Origin of the sequence: Staphylococcus sp. HMSC063F05, from assembly GCF_001837075.1 — a bacterium.
In the GTDB taxonomy this organism is placed as follows: Bacteria; Bacillota; Bacilli; order Staphylococcales; family Staphylococcaceae; genus Staphylococcus; species Staphylococcus epidermidis.
In genome coordinates this window covers 1-24,061 of record NZ_KV831331.1, presented here as the reverse complement: position 1 = coordinate 24,061, position 24,061 = coordinate 1, and the positions used below count along the sequence as shown (strand labels likewise).

Here is a 24,061-nt window from a genome sequence, read left to right as displayed (position 1 = left end):
AAATTCATCATGAAAATAATCAACTCAGATAAGGTACCCGAAGCACTAGACCCATATTCGCATGCAACTGTTATAAACGGTTTTGTCTTTACATCAGGTCAAATTCCACTCACACTTGATGGAACAATTGTTAGCGATGATGTTCAAGAACAAACTAAGCAAGTTTTAGAAAATTTAACTGTGGTATTAAAAGAAGCAGGTTCTGATTTGAATTCTGTTGTTAAAGCGACAATCTATATTTCTGATATGAATGATTTTCAACAAATTAATCAAATCTATGGAAACTATTTCGTCGAACACCAACCAGCTCGTAGTTGTGTTGAAGTGTCACGGTTGCCTAAAGACGTAAAGGTAGAAATTGAATTGATAGGTAAAGTGAAGGAATTATAATTTTCTTAAAAGTTGTCAAGCTTCTAATAACATAAAGATATACTAGGGGGGCTCACTACATGAAAGTGACAGATGTAAGACTTAGAAAAATACAAACAGACGGCAGAATGAAAGCACTCGTTTCCATTACGCTAGATGAAGCTTTTGTAATTCATGATTTACGTGTAATTGAAGGAAACTCAGGTCTTTTCGTCGCAATGCCAAGTAAACGTACACCAGATGGTGAATTCCGTGACATCGCGCATCCTATCAATTCTGATATGAGACAAGAAATCCAAGATGCAGTGATGAAAGTATATGATGAAACTGATGAAGTTATTCCAGACAAAAATGCTACTTCAGATAACGAAGAATCAGACGAAGCTTAATTAAAGAAATGTATTCATTTATAAAATAAGCCTGGGACATTGATGATATATTGTCTCAGGCATTTTAATGTATTGTTAGTCAATGGCAAAATTAGTAATGATTGTGTAATGGATTACTTGAAATTTATACCATATTGTTCGGGAGGGACTGCGACTTCTTATTGAAGTTGTAGTCCCTCCGTTATTTTTAATGTACTTTGTATTTCCATAAACGAAAACGAAATAAACATTTAACGATAAATAAGAATTATAGAAGTAAAATACTGATATGTTTCTCTGACAACAATTCATCTATAAAAATTTACTTATGATAGACGTAATTAATATGTCTGTATGATTATAACTTTATCGTCATAAATTATGATTGATAATATGATGATTTAGACACTGAAATAAAATACCAATGATTAATAAAGAGGTTGAATATGTAATGTAACTGTTGGGTTTGATGACCTCGTTTTCCTTATTAAAGCATAACAACTTATTTGAATTTCTAAAATTATCAAACCTTTAATGAATGATTAACAAAACCTTTTATAAGTTGAAACTCTCTTTGTTATTCAACTATAATAACTATGAAGTGTAAATTTTAATGGAGGGTTAGCATTCATGCAAAGACATGCGATTATTCTGGCAGCAGGTAAGGGCACAAGAATGAAATCAAAGAAATATAAAGTGCTCCATGAGGTTGCTGGCAAACCAATGGTTGAACATGTGCTTAACAACGTAAAACAAGCTGGCGTTGATCAAATTGTAACTATTATTGGTCATGGCGCTGAGAGTGTGAAAGATACATTGGGTAATCAATCATTATATAGTTTTCAGGATAAACAACTTGGAACAGCTCATGCTGTGAAAATGGCACATGAACATTTAGCAGATAAAGAAGGAACTACTCTAGTAGTATGTGGAGATACACCACTTATTACATACCAAACTTTACAATCACTTATTGAACATCATGAAAGTACACAATCACATGTTACTGTATTATCTGCTTCTACTATCAATCCTTATGGTTATGGACGAATTATTAGAAATCATAATGGAATATTAGAGCGTATTGTTGAAGAGAAAGACGCAAATGACTCAGAACGTGCGATTAAAGAAATTAGTTCAGGTATTTTTGCCTTTAATAATCGAGTACTATTTGAGAAGTTAGAACAAGTTAAAAATGATAATGCTCAAGGAGAATATTATTTACCTGATGTTTTGTCTTTAATTTTAAAAGACGGAGGTAAAGCTGAAGTTTATTGTACCGAAGATTTTGATGAAATCATTGGTGTTAATGATCGTTTGATGTTAAGTGAAGCTGAAAAGGCTTTGCAACAACGTATCAATCGCTATCATATGGAAAATGGTGTGACAATCATTGATCCTAGTTCAACATTTATTGGAACAGATGTGAAAATTGGAATAGATACAACTATTGAACCGGGCGTGCGCATCGGAGGTCATACAACGATTGAAGAAGATGTGTGGATAGGCCAATACTCTGAAATTAATAATAGCACAATTCATTCGAATGCTAACATAAAACAATCGGTTATCAATGACTCTATTGTTGGAGAGAACACAACAGTTGGACCTTTCGCTCAACTACGCCCAGGATCTAATTTAGGTTCTGAAGTTAAAGTAGGAAACTTTGTTGAAGTGAAGAAAGCAGATATTAAAGATGGTGCTAAAGTATCACACTTGAGCTACATTGGAGATGCTGAAATAGGTGAGCGTACAAATATCGGATGTGGTTCTATCACTGTAAACTATGACGGCGCTAACAAATTTAAAACAATAGTAGGTAAAGATGCTTTTATAGGATGTAATACGAACCTTATAGCACCTGTAACAGTAGGTAATCATACTCTTATTGCAGCTGGATCCACAATTACAGATAATATCCCTGAAGATAGTTTAGCATTAGCGCGTGCAAGACAAGTAAATAAAGAGGGCTACCTAAAAAAATAGTTCTTGCCCTGAATTGCTATCGTATATGCAGTTTTAAATGAATTTATAAAATTGTAATAATTTTGATTGTACATCTATCATAGTAAAAAAGCGCTATTTTCTATATAATATAAATGTCTAAGTAAATAATTGGAGGACTATAAATGTTAAATAATGAATATAAGAATTCATCAATGAAGATCTTTTCGCTTAAAGGAAATGAACCTTTGGCACAAGAAGTAGCAGATCATGTAGGGATTGAATTAGGTAAATGTTCTGTAAAACGTTTTAGTGATGGAGAAATTCAAATAAATATTGAAGAAAGCATTCGTGGTTGTGATGTTTTTATTGTTCAACCAACTTCATACCCAGTCAATCTTCATTTAATGGAGTTACTTATTATGATTGATGCGTGTAAACGCGCGTCAGCAGCAAATATTAACATCGTAGTACCATACTATGGTTACGCTCGACAAGATAGAAAAGCCCGTAGTCGTGAACCTATTACTGCTAAATTAGTAGCTAATTTAATCGAAACAGCAGGTGCCAATCGTATGATCGCATTAGACTTACATGCACCTCAGATCCAAGGATTCTTCGATATTCCTATTGATCATTTAATGGGTGTTCCTATCCTTGCACAACACTTTGAGAATGATCCTGATATTAATCCAGAAGAATGTGTAGTTGTGTCCCCTGACCATGGTGGGGTAACACGAGCTCGTAAATTAGCCGACATTTTAAAAACTCCAATTGCAATTATCGACAAAAGACGTCCAAAACCGAATGTGGCAGAAGTTATGAACATTGTGGGTGATATTGAAGGACGTACTGCAATTATTATAGATGACATTATTGATACTGCAGGAACAATTACTTTAGCTGCTCAAGCTTTAAAAGATAAAGGTGCTAAAGAAGTCTATGCTTGCTGTACACATCCAGTGCTTTCTGGGCCAGCGAAAGAACGAATTGAAAACTCTGCAATCAAGCAACTTATAGTAACAAACTCAATTCAATTAGAAGAGAATAGAAAACCTAATAATACAAAAGAACTTTCTGTAGCTGGTTTAATTGCGAAAGCAATTATTCGTGTATACGAAAGAGAATCAGTAAGTGTATTATTTGACTAAAATTTACAATTGAATTTGACGTATCCTACATCAACATGTATAATACTATCGTTCGTAGAATTGCGAACAAATAAACACTTACAAGCAACAGTAACGTTGATGGGTAAGTGAGGAGCAGGTTAGACGTATCCAATGTCTAAACCTCGAAATTCGAAAGGTGGAAATACGAATGGCTTCATTAAAGTCAATCATTCGTCAAGGTAAACAAACACGTTCTGACCTAAAACAATTAAGAAACTCAGGTAAAGTACCTGCAGTTGTATATGGTTACGGTACAAAAAATACTTCAGTTAAAGTTGATGAAGTTGAATTTATCAAAGTAATCCGTGAAGTAGGACGTAATGGTGTTATTGATTTAGGCGTAGGTTCTAAAACAATTAAAGTAATGGTTTCAGATTATCAATTTGATCCATTAAAAAACCAAATCACTCATATTGACTTTTTAGCAATCAACATGAGTGAAGAACGTACTGTTGAAGTACAAGTTCAATTAGTTGGTGAAGCTGTAGGTGCTAAAGAAGGCGGCGTAGTTGAACAACCATTATTCAACTTAGAAGTTACAGCTACACCTGAAAATATTCCTGAAACTATCGAAGTAGATATCAGTGAATTACAAGTTAATGACAGCTTAGCAGTTTCTGATATTAAAATCTCTGGTGATTTCACAATCGAAAATAATCCAGAAGATTCTATCGTAACAGTAGTTCCTCCAACAGATGAACCTTCTGAAGAAGAAGTTGAAGCTATGGAAGGCGAATCAGCAACTGAAGAACCAGAAGTTGTTGGTGAAGACAAAGAAGACGATGAAGAAGAAAATAAAGAAGACTAATCTTCGTGTCTCTTAAGTAGGTATTCTCATTAGTTGAGATTACAGATTTAAAGGCGAGCACTGTGCTTATGTTAATAAGCATAGTGCTTTTTGTGTTATTATAGGGAATGATTAATTATTTAGGACGGTTTTAGAGGAGGTTGACATATATCAGTGGTCAATCATTTTTACGTCCTTTATTTTAAAATAAACACAGCAATAGCATTTGAAAATTTGTGAAGATACATAATATTAATAGTGGAGGTAACAATAATGAAATGCATTGTCGGTCTTGGCAACATTGGTAAACGTTTTGAATTAACAAGACATAATATTGGTTTCGAAGTTGTCGATGATATTCTAGAACGCCACCAATTTACTTTAGACAAACAAAAATTTAAAGGTGCATATACTATTGAACGTTTAAACGGCGAAAAAGTATTATTTATTGAGCCAATGACCATGATGAACTTATCTGGTCAAGCTGTAGCCCCTTTAATGGATTATTATAATGTCGATGTTGAAGATTTGATCGTTTTATATGATGATTTAGATTTAGAACAAGGACAAGTGCGTCTGCGCCAAAAGGGGAGTGCAGGCGGTCATAATGGTATGAAATCGATAATTAAAATGCTTGGTACAGATCAATTTAAACGTATTCGAATTGGTGTTGGCCGTCCAACAAATGGGATGTCTGTTCCGGACTATGTTTTACAAAAATTTTCAAAAGAAGAAATGATCATTATGGAAAAGGTAATTGAACATTCTGCAAGAGCTGTAGAATCTTTTATTGAAAGTTCTCGTTTTGATCATGTTATGAATGAATTTAATGGTGAAGTCAAGTGAAATCAATGATTGCAAATTACATTAGCGAAGATAATCGTTTTCAAGAATTAGATGAAGTCTTCGGCCAAGAGAATATTTTAGTTACGGGATTATCCCCGTCAGCGAAGGCAACAATTATTGCTGAAAAATATTTAAAAGATCATAAACAAATGCTACTCGTAACTAATAATTTATACCAAGCAGATAAAATCGAAACTGACATTTTACAATATGTAGATGACTCAGAAGTTTATAAATATCCTGTTCAAGATATAATGACTGAAGAGTTTTCTACTCAAAGTCCACAATTGATGAGTGAGCGTGTTAGAACGTTGACTGCGTTAGCCCAAGGCGAAAAAGGGTTATTTATTGTGCCTTTAAACGGCTTTAAAAAATGGCTAACACCGGTTGATTTATGGAAAGATCATCAAATGACGCTTAAAGTAGGTCAGGATATTGATGTTGATGCGTTCTTAAATAAATTAGTTAATATGGGTTATCGTCGAGAAAGTGTAGTGTCACATATTGGTGAGTTTTCATTGCGTGGTGGAATCATAGATATATATCCGTTGATAGGAACACCTGTGAGAATAGAGCTATTTGATACTGAAGTTGATTCCATCAGAGACTTTGATGTAGAAACACAACGTTCTAACGATAATATAAATCAAGTTGAAATCACAACAGCTAGTGACTACATTATTACTGATGAAGTGATACAACACTTACAAAATGAACTTAAAAAAGCATATGAATATACACGCCCTAAAATTGAAAAGTCCGTACGTAATGATTTAAAAGAGACATATGAAAGTTTTAAGTTGTTTGAATCTACCTTTTTCGATCATCAATTGTTACGACGTCTTGTTTCATTTATGTATGAAAAACCATCAACCCTTATTGACTATTTTCAAAAAAACGCGATTATTGTAGTTGATGAGTTTAATCGTATTAAGGAAACAGAAGAAACACTTACAACAGAAGTTGAAGATTTTATGAGTAACTTAATTGAGAGTGGAAATGGATTTATCGGACAAGGATTTATGAAGTATGAAAGTTTTGACGCATTATTAGAGCAACATGCCGTTGCATATTTCACATTATTTACATCTTCGATGCAAGTACCATTACAACATATTATTAAGTTCTCTTGTAAACCAGTTCAACAATTTTATGGTCAATATGACATTATGCGCTCGGAATTTCAAAGATACGTGCATCAAGATTACACTGTCGTAGTTCTTGTTGAAACTGAAACAAAAGTTGAACGTATTCAATCAATGCTTAATGAAATGCATATTCCAACAGTATCAAATATTCACGAAGATATTGATGGTGGTCAAGTTGTAGTGACGGAAGGTAGTCTTTCTGAAGGCTTTGAATTACCTTATATGCAGTTGGTAGTCATCACAGAAAGAGAATTATTTAAAACAAGACAAAAGAAACAACGTAAACGAACAAAAACGATTTCTAATGCTGAAAAAATAAAATCATATCAAGACCTAAATGTGGGCGATTATATAGTGCATGTGCATCATGGTGTCGGACGATACTTAGGTGTCGAAACACTAGAAGTTGGAGATACACATCGCGACTATATTAAATTGCAATATAAAGGAACTGATCAATTATTCGTTCCAGTTGATCAAATGGATCAAGTTCAAAAGTATGTGGCTTCTGAAGATAAGTCGCCTAGATTAAATAAATTAGGCGGGACAGAATGGAAAAAAACAAAGGCGAAAGTTCAACAAAGTGTTGAAGATATAGCTGATGAATTAATTGATTTGTATAAAGAACGTGAAATGTCTGTAGGTTATCAATACGGCCAAGATACTGCAGAGCAATCAGCATTTGAGCATGATTTTCCATATGAATTAACACCCGATCAAAGTAAGTCGATCGATGAAATTAAAGGTGACATGGAAAGAGCAAGACCTATGGACCGTCTTCTTTGTGGTGATGTGGGATATGGTAAAACTGAAGTGGCTGTCCGCGCAGCGTTTAAAGCTGTCATGGATGGTAAGCAAGTTGCGTTTTTAGTACCAACAACGATTCTTGCACAACAACACTACGAAACACTACTTGAACGTATGCAAGATTTTCCGGTCGAAATTCAATTGGTAAGTCGATTCCGCACAGCTAAAGAAATAAGGGAAACTAAAGAAGGGCTCAAATCAGGATATGTTGACATTGTCGTAGGTACACATAAATTATTAGGTAAAGATATTCAATATAAAGATTTGGGATTGCTTATTGTTGATGAAGAACAACGTTTTGGAGTGCGACATAAAGAACGCATTAAAACTTTGAAAAAAAACGTTGATGTACTGACGCTTACTGCAACACCAATACCAAGAACATTGCATATGAGTATGTTAGGTGTACGTGACTTATCAGTGATTGAAACACCACCTGAAAATCGTTTTCCTGTACAAACTTATGTCTTAGAACAGAATACGAACTTTATTAAAGAGGCATTAGAGCGTGAATTATCTCGCGATGGACAAGTATTTTATTTGTATAACAAAGTGCAGTCCATTTATGAAAAAAGAGAACAACTTCAAAGGTTAATGCCTGACGCTAACATTGCTGTAGCACATGGCCAAATGACTGAACGTGATTTAGAGGAAACAATGTTAAGCTTTATTAATCACGAGTACGATATTTTAGTAACGACTACAATTATTGAAACAGGTGTAGATGTACCAAATGCTAATACTTTAATCATAGAAGAGGCTGATCGTTTTGGTTTAAGCCAGCTATACCAATTAAGAGGACGTGTAGGACGTTCAAGTAGAATTGGTTACGCTTATTTCTTACATCCAGCTAACAAAGTGTTAAATGAGACTGCTGAAGAGCGATTGCAAGCTATTAAGGAGTTTACCGAACTAGGTTCAGGTTTTAAAATCGCTATGCGAGATTTAAATATTCGTGGTGCAGGCAATTTACTCGGTAAGCAACAACATGGCTTTATTGATTCGGTTGGTTTCGATTTATACTCTCAAATGTTAGAAGAAGCAGTAAACGAAAAACGTGGCATTAAAGAAGAATCGCCGGATGCACCAGATATTGAAGTAGAATTGCACTTAGATGCTTATTTACCAGCTGAATATATACAAAGTGAACAGGCTAAAATTGAGATTTATAAAAAACTTCGAAAAGTAGAAACTGAAGAACAACTTTTCGATGTCAAAGATGAATTAATAGATCGTTTTAATGATTATCCAATTGAAGTCGAACGATTATTAGATATTGTTGAAATCAAAGTCCACGCTCTACATGCGGGTGTCGAATTGATAAAAGACAAAGGCAAATCTATACAAATCATTTTATCACCTAAAGCGACTGAAGATATTAATGGAGAAGAATTGTTTAAACAGACGCAACCTCTTGGTAGAGCAATGAAAGTTGGCGTGCAAAATAATGCAATGAATGTAACGCTAACAAAATCAAAACAATGGTTAGATAGTTTGAAATTCTTAGTTAGATGTATTGAAGAAAGTATGGCGATTAAAGATGAAGACTAAGAGTGAGACGGCGTTTAACGGCGTCGTTATACTTACCTTAGCATTAATTATTGTGAAGATACTAAGTGCCATTTATCGCATTCCGTATCAAAATGTTTTAGGTGATGACGGTTTATATGCTTATCAACAAATATATCCTGTCGTAGCACTAGGGGTTATTTTATCTATGAATGCTATTCCAAGTGCTGTGACTCAAGTGATAGGTGTTAATCGATCCGATGAAGTCTATACAAGGGTTATGTTTCGATTACAATGCATAGGTTTTATCGTCTTTATTTTGCTTTTTATGTTTGCGAATATGATTACCCGATGGATGGGCGATTCTAATTTAGCACCCATGTTAAAGATGGCCAGTTTTAGTTTTATTTTAATAGGTGTCTTAGGAGTGTTAAGAGGATTTTATCAATCAAAACAAGTAATGACCATACCAGCAATTTCCCAGGTTATAGAACAGGTAATTAGAGTTAGTTTAATCATTGTTGCAATTATTATGTTTTCAATGAAACACTGGTCTATTTATCAAGCAGGAGCATTAGCTATATTGGCATCTTCGATTGGTTTTTTAGGTTCAATGTTATATTTATTACTTAAAAAACCACTTAAACTTAAGTTATGCTATCGCTTTAATAATACTTCCATTCAATGGAAGCAGTTGTTTATTTCCATATCCATATTTGCATTGAGTCAACTTATCGTTATTTTATGGCAAGTTGTGGATAGTTTTACAATAATACGTTTATTACAACATAGCGGTATTGCTTTTAAAGAAGCAATTATTCAAAAAGGCATTTATGATCGTGGTGCTTCATTTATACAAATGGGTTTGATTGTAACTACGACTTTTAGTTTCGTTCTTATCCCATTACTTACTCAAGCAATTCGTGAACATAATCAAATTCATATGAATCGTTATGCAAATGCATCAATTAAAATCACGGTAGTAATAAGTACAGCAGCTAGTATAGGATTAATTAATCTGCTTCCACTTATGAATGTTGTATTCTTTAAAAGTAATCATTTAACTCTAACTTTGAGTGTTTATATGTTTACAGTGATATGTGTTTCGTTAATAATGATGAATATCTCATTATTACAAGTTCAAACCAGTATTCGTCCCATTATTATGGGTGTGATAATAGGAATACTGTCCAAAATTATTTTAAATGTTATATTAATACCTTTTTGGGGTATCGTGGGTGCAAGTGTGAGTACAGTCTTATCACTACTACTTTTTGTCATAATATTGCAAGTTGCAGTCTTAAAGTACTACCGTTTTAATCGTATATCTTTATTTATCGTTAAACTTATTTTAGGTATGATAATTATGAGTATAGTTGTTCAAACTGTCATGCTTGCCTTACCTTCAAAAAGTAGGATGTTAGGATTACTAGAACTTATAGTTAGCTCAATTATAGGCATAGTGATTATAATGTTGTATATTATTATATTTAATGTATTAGGATACAAAGAAATAAAGCACTTACCTTTTGGAGACAAATTATATCAAATGAAGAGAGGAAGACGGTCATGACCCATACAATTACAATAGTTGGTTTAGGTAATTATGGCATTGATGAGTTACCTTTAGGTATCTATCGTTTTTTAGAAAAAGAGTCTAAAGTATATGCTAGAACCTTAAATCATCCTGTCATCAATACGCTAAAGAAAGAAATTGAATTCGAGAGTTTCGATAGTATTTATGAAGCACATGACCGTTTTGAAGATGTTTATGAAGCGATTGTCACATCACTAATAGAATTGGCACAATCTGAAGATATTGTTTATGCAGTTCCTGGTCATCCTAGAGTTGCTGAAACTACGACTGTAAAATTATTAGAGTATAGTCATTTTAATAAGGATATCTCTGTGAAGGTACTTGGAGGAAAAAGTTTTATTGATGACATTTTTGAAGCGGTTGATGTAGACCCCAATGATGGTTTTACACTGCTTGATGGTACGTCATTAAAAGAATCGGCCTTAAATGTTCGTACAAATACAGTAATTACTCAAGTTTATAGCGTAATGATAGCTGCCGATTTAAAACTTACTTTAATGGAAAGATATCCTGATGATTTTAATGTGAAAATAATTACTGGTTCTCATAGTGATGGAGCTCACGTAATTGAATGCCCACTTTATGAAATTGATCGCTACGACGATTATTTTAATAATCTTACAAGTTTATTTATTCCAAAAATCAATGAGGATACATTACTTTATCAAGATTTTGATTACGCAGTTCAAACTATTGATTTACTCGTTGATAATGAAAAAGGGTGTCCGTGGGATAAAGTACAAACTCACGACTCATTAAAACGGTATCTTTTAGAAGAAACGTTTGAATTATTTGAAGCCATTGATAATGAAGATGATTGGCATATGATAGAGGAATTAGGAGATATACTTTTACAAGTATTATTACATTCTAGTATAGGTAAAAAAGAAGGATATATTGATATCAAAGAAATTATAGAAAGTCTCAACACCAAGATGATTCATAGACATCCACATATCTTTGGTAATGCGCATGTAACTTCGCAAGAGGATTTAAAAGACATTTGGTCACGTGCTAAAGAAAAAGAAGGTAAAGTGCCTCGTGTTAAATTTGAGAAAGTATTTGCAGACCACTTCTTGAAATTGTATGATAAAACAAAAAATAGGCAATTTGACGAAGATGATCTCAAACAATTTTTACAACAAGGAGAGAAAAATTCATGAGATTAGATAAATATCTAAAAGTGTCACGATTAGTTAAACGACGTACATTAGCTAAAGAAATTAGCGACCAAGGTCGAGTGACTGTCAATGGAAATGTGGCAAAAGCAGGTACAGATATCAAAGAAAACGATGAACTCATTATTCGTTTTGGACAAAAATTAGTCACAGTTAAAGTAACAGGATTAAGCGACCATGCTACAAAAGAAAATGCAAAAGGTATGTATGATTTGATTAAAGAAGAACGTATTAATGAAGAGTGAAATGCTTAAGGAGGTGACAAGCAATGAATAAAAAAGTAGAACATATCGGTAACCAATATACGTCACAAGAAAATAAGAAAAAACAACGACAAAAAATGAAAATGCGTGTTGTACGTAGACGTATTGCTTTATTCGGAGGTATTCTTTTAGCGATTATCCTCATTCTACTTGTATTGCTTGTCATTCAAAGACATAATAACGATCAAGATGCAGTTGAAAGGAAAGAGAAAGAAACTGAGTTTCAAAAACAACAAGATGAAGAAATTGCTTTAAAAGAGAAACTTAATAATTTAAATGATAAAGACTATATCGAGAAAATAGCGAGAGACGATTATTATTTAAGTAATAAAGGTGAAGTCATTTTTAGATTACCTGATGATAAAAAATCCTCTCAGTCAAAGACTTCAAACGAAAAAGGCAATTAGAATAAAATAATATGATTATATCATTGTGAAATTACGTGAACAGGAATATAATAAGGATAAAATCGAATCTAACCAGGAGGATTTATTTAGAAAATGTCAATCGAAGTAGGAAACAAGCTTAAAGGTAAAATTACAGGTATCAAAAAGTTTGGTGCATTCGTAGAATTACCTGAAGGAAAAAGTGGTTTAGTTCATATCAGTGAAGTTGCCGACAATTATGTTGAAAATGTTGAAGACCACTTATCAGTAGGTGACGAAGTAGAAGTTAAAGTTTTATCAATCGCGGATGATGGTAAAATTAGTTTATCAATAAAAAAAGCTAAAGACCGCCCTCGTAAGCCTCGTCACAGTAAAGCTAATCACGGTAAACCAGTTCAAAAAACTGAAGACTTTGAGAAAAAATTAAGTAACTTCTTAAAAGATAGTGAAGATAAATTAACGTCAATTAAACGTCAAACCGAATCACGCAGAGGCGGTAAAGGTTCTAGACGTTAATATGATATAGATTAAACGACCGTTAATGTCAGAGTGATGATGTTTTTAGTACTTTGACAAATAGTGGGAAGACACTACGAAGATGTTTAGTCCTTGATTAAACATATGCAACATCCACATGGGGTGGGAGGTAGAATTCAATTATATTACTTTGAATTCTCTCCTACTCCTATTTTTGTTGATGTTGAGTAAGTCATATTACGTTATGGAAGACGGATTTAATTGTATCACGTAGAATTCAATTTAGTGGCATCATTTAAAGTAACGAGGTGAATAAATGAATATCAAAACAGATGGTTGGTCTAAAAAAGCACATATTGTTGTGGCTGTCTCAACAGGCATTGATAGTATGAGTTTATTATATAGCTTATTAAACGACTATCAACATACATATCGTAAATTAACATGTGTTCATGTTAACCACGGATTGCGTGAACAGTCATATGAAGAAGAAGCGTTTTTGAGAGAGTATTGCCATCAACATCATATTGACATTTATATAAAGCGTTTAGACTTAAGTGATATTGTAGCAGACGGTAATAGTATTCAACAAGAAGCGCGTCAACGTCGTTATGAATGGTTTGGAGATATCATAGCTCAATTAAGAGCAGATGTATTGTTAACAGCTCATCATCTTGATGATCAATTTGAAACGATTATATATCGTTTGTTTACAGGGAGATCAACACGTAATTCATTAGGTATGACATATGAGTCGTATTTTAATCAATACAAAGTGTATCGTCCTATGTTAAATTTAAAAAAAACTGAAATATTAGCGTATCAGTATGCGAACCAAATTCCATACTATGAGGACATGTCTAATCAAGATAGAAAATATGTTAGAAATGACATTAGACAACGCATCATACCTGCAATTAACGAGAACCCGCATTTAAACGCGCATCAGCTACTCAAACTTAAGGATTGGCATGATATTGAATTGCAATCGTTAAAAGAACAAGCTGAAACGTTCATCAATAACGAAGTTTCAAAAAGTAAATATTTAACCTATTCCTTTTCTAGAACTGCTTTTAATGAATTGAATGTGAATATCAAAAGCGTAGTTATGGATTTGTTATTCGAAAAATTAGATTGTCATTTAGCAATGCCACAACATGCTTATGACGAGTGGTTTGAACAGATTAGAAATGATAAATCTCAATTTAATATTCACGTAACAGATGAATGGATAATTCAAATTGCATATGATAAATTAATAATAATGGCTAAAAGTGAAATGGATCAATATATATTAGACCGTATATGTATTAGAAAGCCAGGTACATATGAATTTAATGATTATCAAATTGATATTCATCCTGACTTACCACAACAGTTATATCCGCTTACTGTGCGTGTCCGACAAAATGGAGATGTGTATAAATTAAATGGTCAAAAAGGTCATAAAAAAGTGAGTCGTTTATTTATCGATAAAAAAGTGACTCTTGCTGAACGTCAGCGCATCCCACTCATTATTAATCAAGAAAATGCAGTGTTAGCTATTGGCGATTTATATGTTAAAGAAAATTTTAAAGAATTTATTTTGATTTCGAATAATGGAGATGAATTATAATGCATAAGGATTTAAAGAATGTTTTGTTATCGGAAGAAGACATTCAAAATATTTGTAAAGAGATGGGAGCTATCATTACTGAGGATTATAAAGATCGCCCACTCGTTTGTGTTGGTATTTTGAAGGGATCAGTCATGTTTATGGCAGACTTAATTAAACGTATTGATACACATTTATCAATCGATTTTATGGATGTTTCAAGTTATCATGGTGGAACGGAATCGACTGGGGAAGTTCAAATATTGAAAGATTTAGGTGCTTCTATAGAAAATAAAGACGTACTTATAATTGAAGATATATTAGAAACTGGTACAACTTTAAAATCTATTACAGAGTTATTGCAATCACGTAAAGTTAACTCTTTAGAAATAGCTACATTATTAGATAAACCTAACCGTCGCAAAGCTGATATCGAAGCAAAATATGTTGGTAAAAAGATTCCAGATGAATTTGTAGTTGGTTATGGTTTAGATTATCGTGAGTTATATAGAAATCTGCCATACATAGGCACACTAAAAGCAGAAGTTTATTCTAAATAGATTTTAAAATTGGATCTGTATTAATTAATAAGTATGTTAGTATAATGAACTGTGCGTAGATTTAGTGTAGACTCAAAGTAACAATTCAAAAATGTTATGAATTGATTAAAACTATTAAGATAATTAATGTTAACAGATAGTAAACAAAGAATAATGCATTTTAAAATCGACAAAATTGTAGATGCAATACTAAAGTTGAAATACTAGCCTGAATATAAAGTGTTGTGTTACAATTTTTGTTAGTTTTATTATTGGAAGTAGGAGGAAATGACGCATGCAGAAAGCTTTTCGCAATGTGCTAGTTATCGCAATTATTGGCGTTATTATATTTGGCCTCTTTTCATTTTTAAATGGAAATGGGAATATGCCAAAACAACTTACATATACTCAGTTTGTTAATAAGTTGAATAAAGGCGATTTAAAAACTTTAGAAATTCAACCAGAGCAAAACGTATATATGGTAAGTGGTAAAACAAAAAAAGATGAAGATTACTCATCGACAATTTTATATAACAATGAAAAAGATTTACAAAAAATCACAGATACAGCTAAGAAACAAGATAATCTTAAATTTACAGTTAAAGAAGAAGAAAAACAAAGTGTATTCGTTAGTATTTTAACGACACTGATTCCTGTATTAATCATTGCATTATTATTTATTTTCTTCCTTAGCCAAGCCCAAGGTGGCGGCGGTGGTGGTCGTATGATGAACTTTGGAAAATCCAAAGCTAAGATGTACGACAGTAATAAACGTCGAGTTCGTTTCTCAGATGTAGCAGGAGCTGACGAAGAGAAACAAGAATTAATAGAAATTGTAGATTTCTTAAAAGATAACAAGAAATTTAAACAAATGGGTTCAAGAATTCCAAAAGGTGTCTTACTTGTTGGGCCTCCAGGTACAGGTAAAACATTATTAGCACGTGCGGTTGCAGGTGAAGCTGGTGCACCATTCTTCTCAATTAGTGGATCTGACTTCGTTGAGATGTTTGTTGGTGTTGGTGCGAGTCGTGTTCGTGATTTATTTGAAAATGCTAAGAAAAATGCCCCATGTATCATTTTTATTGATGAAATTGATGCTGTTGGACGTCAACGTGGTGCAGGTGTAGGTGGCGGTCATGATGAGCGTGAACAAACATTAAACCAACTATTAGTTGAGATGGATGGTTTTGGAGAAAATGAAGGTATTATTATGATTGCGGCTACAAACCGCCCAGATATCTTAGACCCTGCATTGTTACGTCCTGGTCGTTTTGATAGACAAATTCAAGTTGGACGACCAGATGTTAAAGGTCGTGAAGCAATTCTTCATGTGCATGCGAAAAATAAACCTCTTGATGAAACAGTAGATTTAAAAGCTATTTCTCAAAGAACGCCAGGTTTTTCTGGTGCAGACTTAGAAAACTTGCTAAATGAGGCATCTTTAATTGCAGCACGTGAGGGTAAAAATAAAATTGATATGCGCGATATTGAAGAAGCAACTGACCGTGTTATTGCAGGTCCAGCTAAAAAATCTCGTGTAATTTCTGAAAAAGAACGTAATATTGTAGCGCATCACGAAGCAGGTCATACTATCATCGGTATGGTGCTTGATGAAGCTGAAATTGTACACAAGGTAACAATTGTCCCTCGTGGACAAGCAGGCGGTTATGCAATGATGTTACCAAAACAAGATCGCTTCTTAATGACAGAACCAGAATTACTCGACAAAATATGTGGTTTATTAGGTGGACGAGTATCTGAGGATATTAACTTTGGTGAAGTATCAACAGGTGCTTCGAATGACTTTGAACGAGCAACGCAAATTGCAAGATCTATGGTTACAGAATATGGTATGAGTAAGAAATTAGGACCATTACAATTCTCAAGCAATAGTGGTGGACAAGTATTCCTTGGTAAAGATATGCAAGGTGAGCCGAATTATTCTGGTCAAATTGCTTATGAAATTGACAAAGAAGTTCAACGAATTGTTAAAGAGCAATATGAACGTTGTAAACAAATCTTGTTAGAACATGAAGAACAACTTAAGTTAATTGCTAAAACACTACTTTCAGAAGAAACATTAGTTGCAGAACAAATTCAATCATTATTCTATGATGGTGTTTTACCAGAAGTAGATTATGACTCTGCAAAAGTTGTGAAAAATGAAAATAGTGATTATAGTGATGGAAAGTATGGAAAATCATACAACGACATTCGTAAAGAACAGTTAGAAGATGACGATAAAGAAGATGATGACAACCATGAAAAAGATGAAGTAAACCAAGACAACACAGACAGAGAAGCTGATAATACTTCACATACGAATGAACCAGGTCATCAACAATCTCCGAACATCGATAAACCATACAATCCTAACGATCCAAATCATAGACAATAGTACAAGTTTTAGTAAGTCTCTTTTTGCTCACGTATGAATTGAGTGAAAAGGGACTTTTTTATGTATAGTTTATACCAATACATTTTTAAACTTTTGGTAAAAATATTGTTATCATCTCTCATGGTTATAATACTCAATAAACATGTATGAGCAATAGATTTCATATTAGCCAATAAGAGATGTATAATAACCAATCAGTATTAAAAAATAAAAAGTTTTAAATTATAGATTATTTTTAAAAAGGAGATTTAACAATGACACATGATTATATAGTGAGAGGTTTAGCATACGGTGGGGAAATAAGAGCATATGCTGCAATCACAACAGAGTCAGTACAAGAAGCACAAACACGTCATTATACATGGCCTACTGCTTCTGCCGCTATGGGAAGAACTATGACAGCTACTGTTATGATGGGTGCAATGTTAAAAGGAAATCAAAAGTTAACAGTTACTGTTGATGGCAAAGGTCCAATTGGCAGAATTATTGCTGACGCAGATGCTCAAGGAAATGTTCGTGCATATGTAGACCATCCACAAACGCATTTTCCACTCAACGATCAAGGTAAATTGGATGTACGGCGAGCAGTTGGTACTGATGGTTCCATTCAGGTTGTTAAAGATGTTGGAATGAAAGACTACTTTTCTGGTGCGAGTCCAATAGTATCAGGTGAGCTAGGAGATGATTTCACATACTACTATGCCACAAGTGAACAAACACCATCATCAGTAGGATTGGGTGTATTAGTTAATCCAGACAACTCAATCAAAGCAGCGGGAGGATTTATTATTCAAGTTATGCCAGGTGCTACTGATGAAACGGTGACTAAATTAGAAGAAGCCATTAGTCAAATGCAACCTGTATCGAAATTAATTGAGCAAGGACTTACACCTGAAGGAATATTAAATGAAATTTTGGGTGAAGGTAATGTTCAAATTTTAAATTCAACGTCAGCGCAATTTGAATGTAATTGTAGTCATGAGAAATTTTTAAATGCTATTAAAGGTTTAGGAGAGGCAGAAATTCATAGCATGATTAAAGAGGATCATGGAGCTGAAGCTGTATGTCACTTCTGTGGTAATAAATATCAGTATAGTGAAAGTGAATTAGAAGATTTATTAGAAACAATGAAATAGTTCAAAAAATGATGAGTTAATATAATTTATAAAACAAACTGGATATAAATTTTAAAAGTTATGCACTCAATTTTAATAGAAGTTAGTCATATAGTAATGTAAAAGTCGTCGAAAAGGAGGATTATTTGTTGTCCTCACTTTCGTTCGACTATCTTTTTTTACGTTTAACTTAATCTTTTGTAGGAAATGTCTTATAGTAAAGACCAAAGTAGTATATAGTTTTATTTATAGTAAGACTATACGGTTTGTCTTTTTAGAAAATTCTGATAGAATAAAGTTATATCCGATAGAAAAACTAAGTATTGATAAATTGTAAAACTAAAAGGAGTGTTTTGGATGGCACAAAAACCTGTAGATTATGTTACACAAATTATTGGGAATACACCTGTAGTCAAATTAAGAAACGTTGTTGATGATGATGCAGCTGATATTTATGTTAAGTTAGAATATCAAAATCCAGGTGGTTCGGTAAAAGATCGTATCGCTTTAGCGATGATTGAAAAAGCTGAGCGTGAAGGGAAAATTAAACCTGGTGATACAATCGTTGAGCCTACGAGTGGTAACACTGGTATAGGTCTAGCATTTGTATGTGCTGCCAAGGGGTACAAAGCAGTTTTTACAATGCCTGAAACAATGAGCCAAGAGCGCCGTAACTTATTAAAAGCTTATGGTGCTGAACTAGTATTAACACCAGGATCTGAAGCTATGAAAGGTGCAATAAAAAAAGCTAAAGAATTAAAAGAAGAGCACGGCTATTTTGAACCACAACAATTCGAAAATCCAGCAAATCCTGAAATTCATGAACTTACAACTGGACCAGAATTAGTTGAACAATTTGAAGGTCGACAAATTGATGCATTTTTAGCTGGTGTAGGAACTGGTGGTACGTTATCTGGTGTTGGTAAAGTATTGAAGAAAGAATATCCAAATGTGGAAATAGTAGCTATTGAACCTGAAGCTTCTCCAGTATTAAGCGGTGGTGAACCAGGCCCTCATAAATTACAAGGATTGGGAGCAGGTTTCGTACCTGATACTTTAAATACAGAAGTTTATGACAGCATCATCAAAGTAGGTAATGATACTGCTATGGATATGGCACGTCGTGTTGCTAGAGAAGAAGGTATATTAGCAGGTATTTCATCTGGTGCTGCAATATATGCTGCTATTCAAAAAGCAAAAGAATTAGGTAAAGGTAAAACAGTTGTAACAGTATTACCAAGTAATGGGGAACGTTACTTATCAACACCATTATATTCATTTGATAATTAAAAACTAAACTAAAAATCATTTTGGACGAAGATTTGTTTCTAAAGTTTTAAAATAGCGTGTATTTCACGTTGATTTTTCAACTTTTTATAAAATAAATCTTCGTTTTTTATTTAATCAGACCAACCAATATTGTAGCTTCTATCTAAAATCGGCTACCTTTTTTTAATATGCCGATAATATATACTCAAAACTTATTGAAATGAATGATATCATGAAGTAGCAGATGTGTTTAGTAATGTAGTTATTATTGAAAATTAAAAAAATCTAAGAGTATATTATTGAAAAAGGTGAAATTATGATTAAAACAAAAATAATGGGGATATTAAATGTGACACCTGACTCATTTTCTGACGGAGGACAGTACCACTCAGTTGATCAAGCTGTGAAGCGTGCTAAAGAGATGATAGATGAAGGTGTAGACATCATAGACGTTGGAGGTGTCTCAACACGACCAGGTCATAAAGAAGTATCGCATAAAGAAGTATCGCTTAAAGAAGAAATGAATCGTGTATTGCCTGTGGTTGAGTCTATCGTTAAATATGATGTGCAAATTTCGGTTGATACATTTCGAAGTGAAGTTGCGGAAGCTTGTCTTAAACTTGGTGTTTCAATGATTAATGATCAGTGGGCAGGCCTATTTGATTCGAATATGTTTAATGTGGTATCTCAATACGGTGCTGAAATTGTACTTATGCATAATGGTGACGGTCATAGAGATAAACCTGTTGTTGAAGAGATGCTTGTATCATTACTTGCGCAAGCGAATAAGGCTGAACTAGCCGGTATACCACATAATAAAATCTGGTTAGATCCTGGAATAGGTTTTGCTAAAACACGAGAAGAAGGAAATGAAGTAATGGCAAGATTAGATGAATTAGTAGCGACCGAATATCCAGTTTTACTTGCAACAAGTCGAAAAAGATACATTAAAGAAATGATGAATCAAGATTCTTCTCCTTCAGATAGAGATGAGGCAACTGCAGCTACAACGGCTTATGGTATAATGAAAGGCGTTCGTGGGGTTCGAGTTCATAATGTATTATTAAATACGCGACTAGCCCAAAGTATGGATTTTCTAAAGGAGAATGAATATGAACGACATCATCTTTCTTAATGGAATGCGTTTTTATGGTTATCATGGAGTATTAGCTGCAGAAAATGATATTGGACAAATTTTTGTTGTTGATATTACTTTAAAGGTTGATCTTAGTTATGCAGGTCAATCAGATGATGTAAAAGATACTGTAAATTATGGAGAGGTTTATAAAGATGTAAAGTCTATTGTTGAAGGGCCACGTTCATGCTTAATTGAGCATCTGGCTGAACGTATTGCAAAACATATAAATTCACACTATAATCGTGTAATGGAAACGAAAGTTAGAATCACTAAAGAAAACCCACCTATTCCTGGTCATTACGATGGTGTTGGGATTGAAATAGTGAGGGAGAATGACTAAATGGTTAAAGCTTATTTAGGATTAGGGAGCAATATTGGAAATAGAGAACTACAACTCAATGAGGCTATTAAAATACTTCATGACTATCAAGGTATTCAAGTAACTCAAGTTTCTCATATTTATGAGACTGAACCAGTGGGATATACTAATCAACCGAAATTCTTAAACTTGTGCATTGAGATAGAGACTGAATTGAATCCACAATCTTTGTTAAAATGTTGTTTAACAACGGAACAACAACTTCATCGTAAAAGAGAAATACGTTGGGGGCCTAGAACTTTAGATATAGATATACTACTGTTTGGTGATCAAATTATTGAACAAGATAATTTATCAGTGCCGCACCCTAGAATGAAAGAACGTTCGTTTGTTCTTATCCCGTTAAATGATATAGCCACCAAACAAATAGAACCGATTTCTAATAAAAGTATCGGACAACTAGTAGTACCTGATAATAGTGTGAAAAAATATAAGGAATAATAAAGCATAGTAATATGGTTTTGAAACTTTTAATTAAAGAAATTTATATATTGCTAATCAATAAGTTTATAAGGGTTGCAACTATTCGATGAAAATATAAATTACTTTATTACATTTTGATGGTCTTGTAGAATAATAAAGTGAGTAGATTTGCTTTGATTAGATGCAATATCAACCTTCATTGAATAACAATACATATGAAGATAAGAAGGGTATAATAAAAGGCTTAAATATAAATTAAAACTGATTAGGAAACAATATATAGCTCCTAAAGTTTTCAACAGAAAGACATGGAACAATAAATTGATAAATCAAAGTTCAAAGGAGAGAAATTTATGTCAGAAGAAATGAACGACCAAATGCAAGTTCGTCGTCAAAAATTACAAGAATTAATTGATTTAGGGATTGATCCTTTTGGTCATCGATTCAATCGCTCATCTACTTCAAGTGAGTTAAAAGAACAGTGGGACCAATTCTCTAAGGAAGAATTGCATGAAAAAGAAGACGAAAGCCACGTGTCAATTGCAGGTCGTCTTATGACTAAACGTGGTAAAGGTAAAGCGGGATTTGCACATATTCAAGACTTGAAAGGTCAGATTCAAATTTATGTAAGAAAAGATCAAGTTGGAGATGATCAATTTAACATTTGGAAAATGGCTGACTTAGGTGACATCATAGGTGTTGAAGGTGTCATGTTTAAAACTAATACGGGCGAGATTTCTGTCAAAGCTAAGTCATTTACTTTACTATCCAAATCATTACGACCTTTACCTGATAAGTTCCATGGTTTACAAGATATAGAACAAAGATATCGACAACGTTATTTAGATTTAATTACAAATGAAGATAGTACGCAAACGTTTATTAATCGTAGTAAAATAATTCAAGAAATGAGAAACTATTTAAATAAACAAGGATTCTTGGAAGTAGAAACACCAATGATGCACCAAATTGCTGGAGGTGCTGCTGCACGTCCGTTTGTTACGCATCATAACGCATTAGATGCTACTCTTTATATGCGTATAGCTATAGAACTACATTTGAAACGGTTAATTGTCGGAGGTCTTGAAAAAGTCTACGAGATAGGCAGAGTTTTTCGTAATGAAGGTGTATCTACAAGACATAACCCTGAATTTACAATGATTGAATTGTATGAAGCTTATGCTGATTATCATGATATAATGGATTTAACTGAAAATATGGTCAGACACATTGCTCAAGAAGTGTTTGGATCAGCTAAAGTACAATATAATGATGAAGAAATTGACTTAGAATCTTCATGGAAACGACTTCACATTGTTGATGCTGTTAAAGAAGTTACCGGTGTAGATTTTTATAATGTTAATTCTGATGAAGAAGCTATTAGATTAGCAAAAGAACATGATATTGAAATTACTGAAAATATGAAATATGGCCATATATTAAATGAATTTTTTGAACAGAAAGTTGAAGAAACACTTATTCAACCAACGTTTATTTATGGTCACCCTATTGAAATTTCACCGTTAGCAAAGAAAAATCCAAACGATGAAAGATTTACTGATCGTTTTGAATTATTTATTGTAGGAAGAGAGCATGCAAATGCCTTCACGGAATTAAACGATCCGATTGATCAACGCCAACGTTTTGAAGCGCAGCTTGTTGAAAAAGAACAAGGAAATGATGAAGCTCATGATATGGATGAGGATTACATCGAAGCATTAGAGTATGGAATGCCTCCAACTGGTGGTCTAGGTATCGGTATCGACAGATTAGTAATGCTATTAACTGATTCTCCGTCAATTAGAGACGTATTACTATTCCCATACATGAGACAAAAATAGATTCTATTAGTGATAATTGCTAAAAATTACAAACCATCGTAATGTTGACAAATCTAATTGTATTGATTATGTTTTGGCGCTGCCTTCTTAATATTTAAAGGCAGCGCTTATTTTCAAGTTTGAAATTAAACCCGTGAAAAAATACGTGTCAAACTCGAATAAGAATAGAAATAAGGAGAAAGATGTATTAAGTTATAAATAGAGAATTATATAACAAAATTGCTAAAATAATCGTATAGTAATCAAAACTAATATATGCTAGAATATTTCAAGTGAAAAGAGAGGATTTTACTATTTGATACAAAAAATAGCAAAACATCATAAAAAGTGTTGACATATATTGATAAATGAAGTAACATATAAAAGTCGTCAAAAACGAGAACGGAATGTTATGCAATTGCAAAAGAAATTTTAACATAGTGTAAAATTAACTGTTGCATTAACTTTGAAAAGTATGTATCATTAATTAAGTAAGTTAATTTTGTCTGGTGACAATGGCAAGGAGGTCACACCT

Annotated in this window: 21 protein-coding genes; all 21 read left to right on the top strand. The window is 33.2% G+C overall.

What is annotated here, in order from left to right; all coding sequences use genetic code 11:
• The first annotated feature begins 9 nt into the window (after positions 1-9).
• The 21 genes from HMPREF2576_RS04435 (at position 10) to lysS (ending at position 23,547) form a co-directional block, all read left to right on the top strand.
• A complete protein-coding gene (locus HMPREF2576_RS04435) occupies positions 10-390 on the top strand; it encodes a RidA family protein (RefSeq protein ID WP_002501978.1) in 381 nt (126 codons plus the stop codon).
• A 59-nt stretch (positions 391-449) separates the two neighbouring features.
• On the top strand, positions 450-758 hold the full coding sequence (spoVG, locus tag HMPREF2576_RS04430; RefSeq protein ID WP_001832195.1) for a septation regulator SpoVG: 309 nt from the start codon (positions 450-452) through the stop codon (positions 756-758).
• Between the two features lie 609 nt (positions 759-1,367).
• A complete protein-coding gene (glmU, locus tag HMPREF2576_RS04425) occupies positions 1,368-2,723 on the top strand; it encodes a bifunctional UDP-N-acetylglucosamine diphosphorylase/glucosamine-1-phosphate N-acetyltransferase GlmU (RefSeq protein ID WP_001832214.1) in 1,356 nt (451 codons plus the stop codon).
• A 143-nt stretch (positions 2,724-2,866) separates the two neighbouring features.
• Positions 2,867-3,832 (top strand): ribose-phosphate diphosphokinase, encoded by a 966-nt coding sequence (locus HMPREF2576_RS04420; protein WP_001832233.1) that lies wholly within the window; start codon positions 2,867-2,869, stop codon positions 3,830-3,832.
• Positions 3,833-4,001: 169 nt separating this feature from the next.
• On the top strand, positions 4,002-4,661 hold the full coding sequence (locus HMPREF2576_RS04415; protein ID WP_001832185.1) for a 50S ribosomal protein L25/general stress protein Ctc: 660 nt from the start codon (positions 4,002-4,004) through the stop codon (positions 4,659-4,661).
• Between the two features lie 252 nt (positions 4,662-4,913).
• Positions 4,914-5,486, top strand: a complete 573-nt coding sequence (gene pth, locus HMPREF2576_RS04410; RefSeq protein WP_001832229.1) for an aminoacyl-tRNA hydrolase — start codon at positions 4,914-4,916, stop codon at positions 5,484-5,486.
• 5 nt (positions 5,487-5,491) lie between these two features.
• A complete protein-coding gene (gene mfd, locus HMPREF2576_RS04405; RefSeq protein WP_002484485.1) occupies positions 5,492-8,992 on the top strand; it encodes a transcription-repair coupling factor in 3,501 nt (1,166 codons plus the stop codon).
• Entirely contained in the window at positions 8,982-10,523 is a 1,542-nt protein-coding gene (locus tag HMPREF2576_RS04400) for a polysaccharide biosynthesis protein (protein ID WP_002457103.1), read from the top strand. The genes mfd and HMPREF2576_RS04400 overlap by 11 nt, the downstream gene beginning before the upstream one ends.
• Complete coding sequence (locus HMPREF2576_RS04395; protein ID WP_001832236.1) at positions 10,520-11,710, top strand: MazG nucleotide pyrophosphohydrolase domain-containing protein; 1,191 nt, start codon at positions 10,520-10,522, stop codon at positions 11,708-11,710. Before HMPREF2576_RS04400 ends, HMPREF2576_RS04395 begins: the two co-directional genes overlap by 4 nt.
• Positions 11,707-11,970 (top strand): RNA-binding S4 domain-containing protein, encoded by a 264-nt coding sequence (locus tag HMPREF2576_RS04390; RefSeq protein WP_002447891.1) that lies wholly within the window; start codon positions 11,707-11,709, stop codon positions 11,968-11,970. The genes HMPREF2576_RS04395 and HMPREF2576_RS04390 overlap by 4 nt, the downstream gene beginning before the upstream one ends.
• Before the next feature lie 23 nt (positions 11,971-11,993).
• On the top strand, positions 11,994-12,395 hold the full coding sequence (gene divIC / locus HMPREF2576_RS04385; RefSeq protein WP_001832241.1) for a cell division protein DivIC: 402 nt from the start codon (positions 11,994-11,996) through the stop codon (positions 12,393-12,395).
• Positions 12,396-12,488: 93 nt separating this feature from the next.
• A complete protein-coding gene (locus HMPREF2576_RS04380) occupies positions 12,489-12,890 on the top strand; it encodes a S1 domain-containing RNA-binding protein (RefSeq protein ID WP_002457104.1) in 402 nt (133 codons plus the stop codon).
• A gap of 277 nt (positions 12,891-13,167) precedes the next feature.
• Complete coding sequence (tilS, locus tag HMPREF2576_RS04375; protein WP_002447894.1) at positions 13,168-14,466, top strand: tRNA lysidine(34) synthetase TilS; 1,299 nt, start codon at positions 13,168-13,170, stop codon at positions 14,464-14,466.
• On the top strand, positions 14,466-15,005 hold the full coding sequence (gene hpt, locus HMPREF2576_RS04370; protein ID WP_001832216.1) for a hypoxanthine phosphoribosyltransferase: 540 nt from the start codon (positions 14,466-14,468) through the stop codon (positions 15,003-15,005). The genes tilS and hpt overlap by 1 nt, the downstream gene beginning before the upstream one ends.
• A 274-nt stretch (positions 15,006-15,279) precedes the next feature.
• Positions 15,280-17,382: an ATP-dependent zinc metalloprotease FtsH gene (gene ftsH / locus HMPREF2576_RS04365; protein WP_001832199.1), complete on the top strand. Its 2,103-nt coding sequence runs from the start codon at positions 15,280-15,282 to the stop codon at positions 17,380-17,382.
• A gap of 254 nt (positions 17,383-17,636) precedes the next feature.
• Positions 17,637-18,518 carry an Hsp33 family molecular chaperone HslO gene (hslO, locus tag HMPREF2576_RS04360; RefSeq protein ID WP_001832190.1) on the top strand — a complete coding sequence of 294 codons (882 nt, stop codon included), beginning with the start codon at positions 17,637-17,639 and terminating at the stop codon, positions 18,516-18,518.
• A 336-nt stretch (positions 18,519-18,854) separates the two neighbouring features.
• Positions 18,855-19,787 carry a cysteine synthase A gene (gene cysK, locus HMPREF2576_RS04355; RefSeq protein WP_001832242.1) on the top strand — a complete coding sequence of 311 codons (933 nt, stop codon included), beginning with the start codon at positions 18,855-18,857 and terminating at the stop codon, positions 19,785-19,787.
• 295 nt (positions 19,788-20,082) lie between these two features.
• The gene (gene folP, locus HMPREF2576_RS04350) at positions 20,083-20,901 is read left to right on the top strand and encodes a dihydropteroate synthase (RefSeq protein WP_001832209.1); all 819 of its coding nucleotides are present in this window, start codon (positions 20,083-20,085) and stop codon (positions 20,899-20,901) included.
• Positions 20,879-21,244 (top strand): dihydroneopterin aldolase, encoded by a 366-nt coding sequence (gene folB / locus HMPREF2576_RS04345; protein WP_001832204.1) that lies wholly within the window; start codon positions 20,879-20,881, stop codon positions 21,242-21,244. Before folP ends, folB begins: the two co-directional genes overlap by 23 nt.
• Entirely contained in the window at positions 21,245-21,724 is a 480-nt protein-coding gene (folK, locus tag HMPREF2576_RS04340) for a 2-amino-4-hydroxy-6-hydroxymethyldihydropteridine diphosphokinase (protein WP_001832213.1), read from the top strand.
• 335 nt (positions 21,725-22,059) lie between these two features.
• The gene (lysS, locus tag HMPREF2576_RS04335; protein ID WP_001833056.1) at positions 22,060-23,547 is read left to right on the top strand and encodes a lysine--tRNA ligase; all 1,488 of its coding nucleotides are present in this window, start codon (positions 22,060-22,062) and stop codon (positions 23,545-23,547) included.
• Positions 23,548-24,061 lie beyond the last annotated feature (514 nt).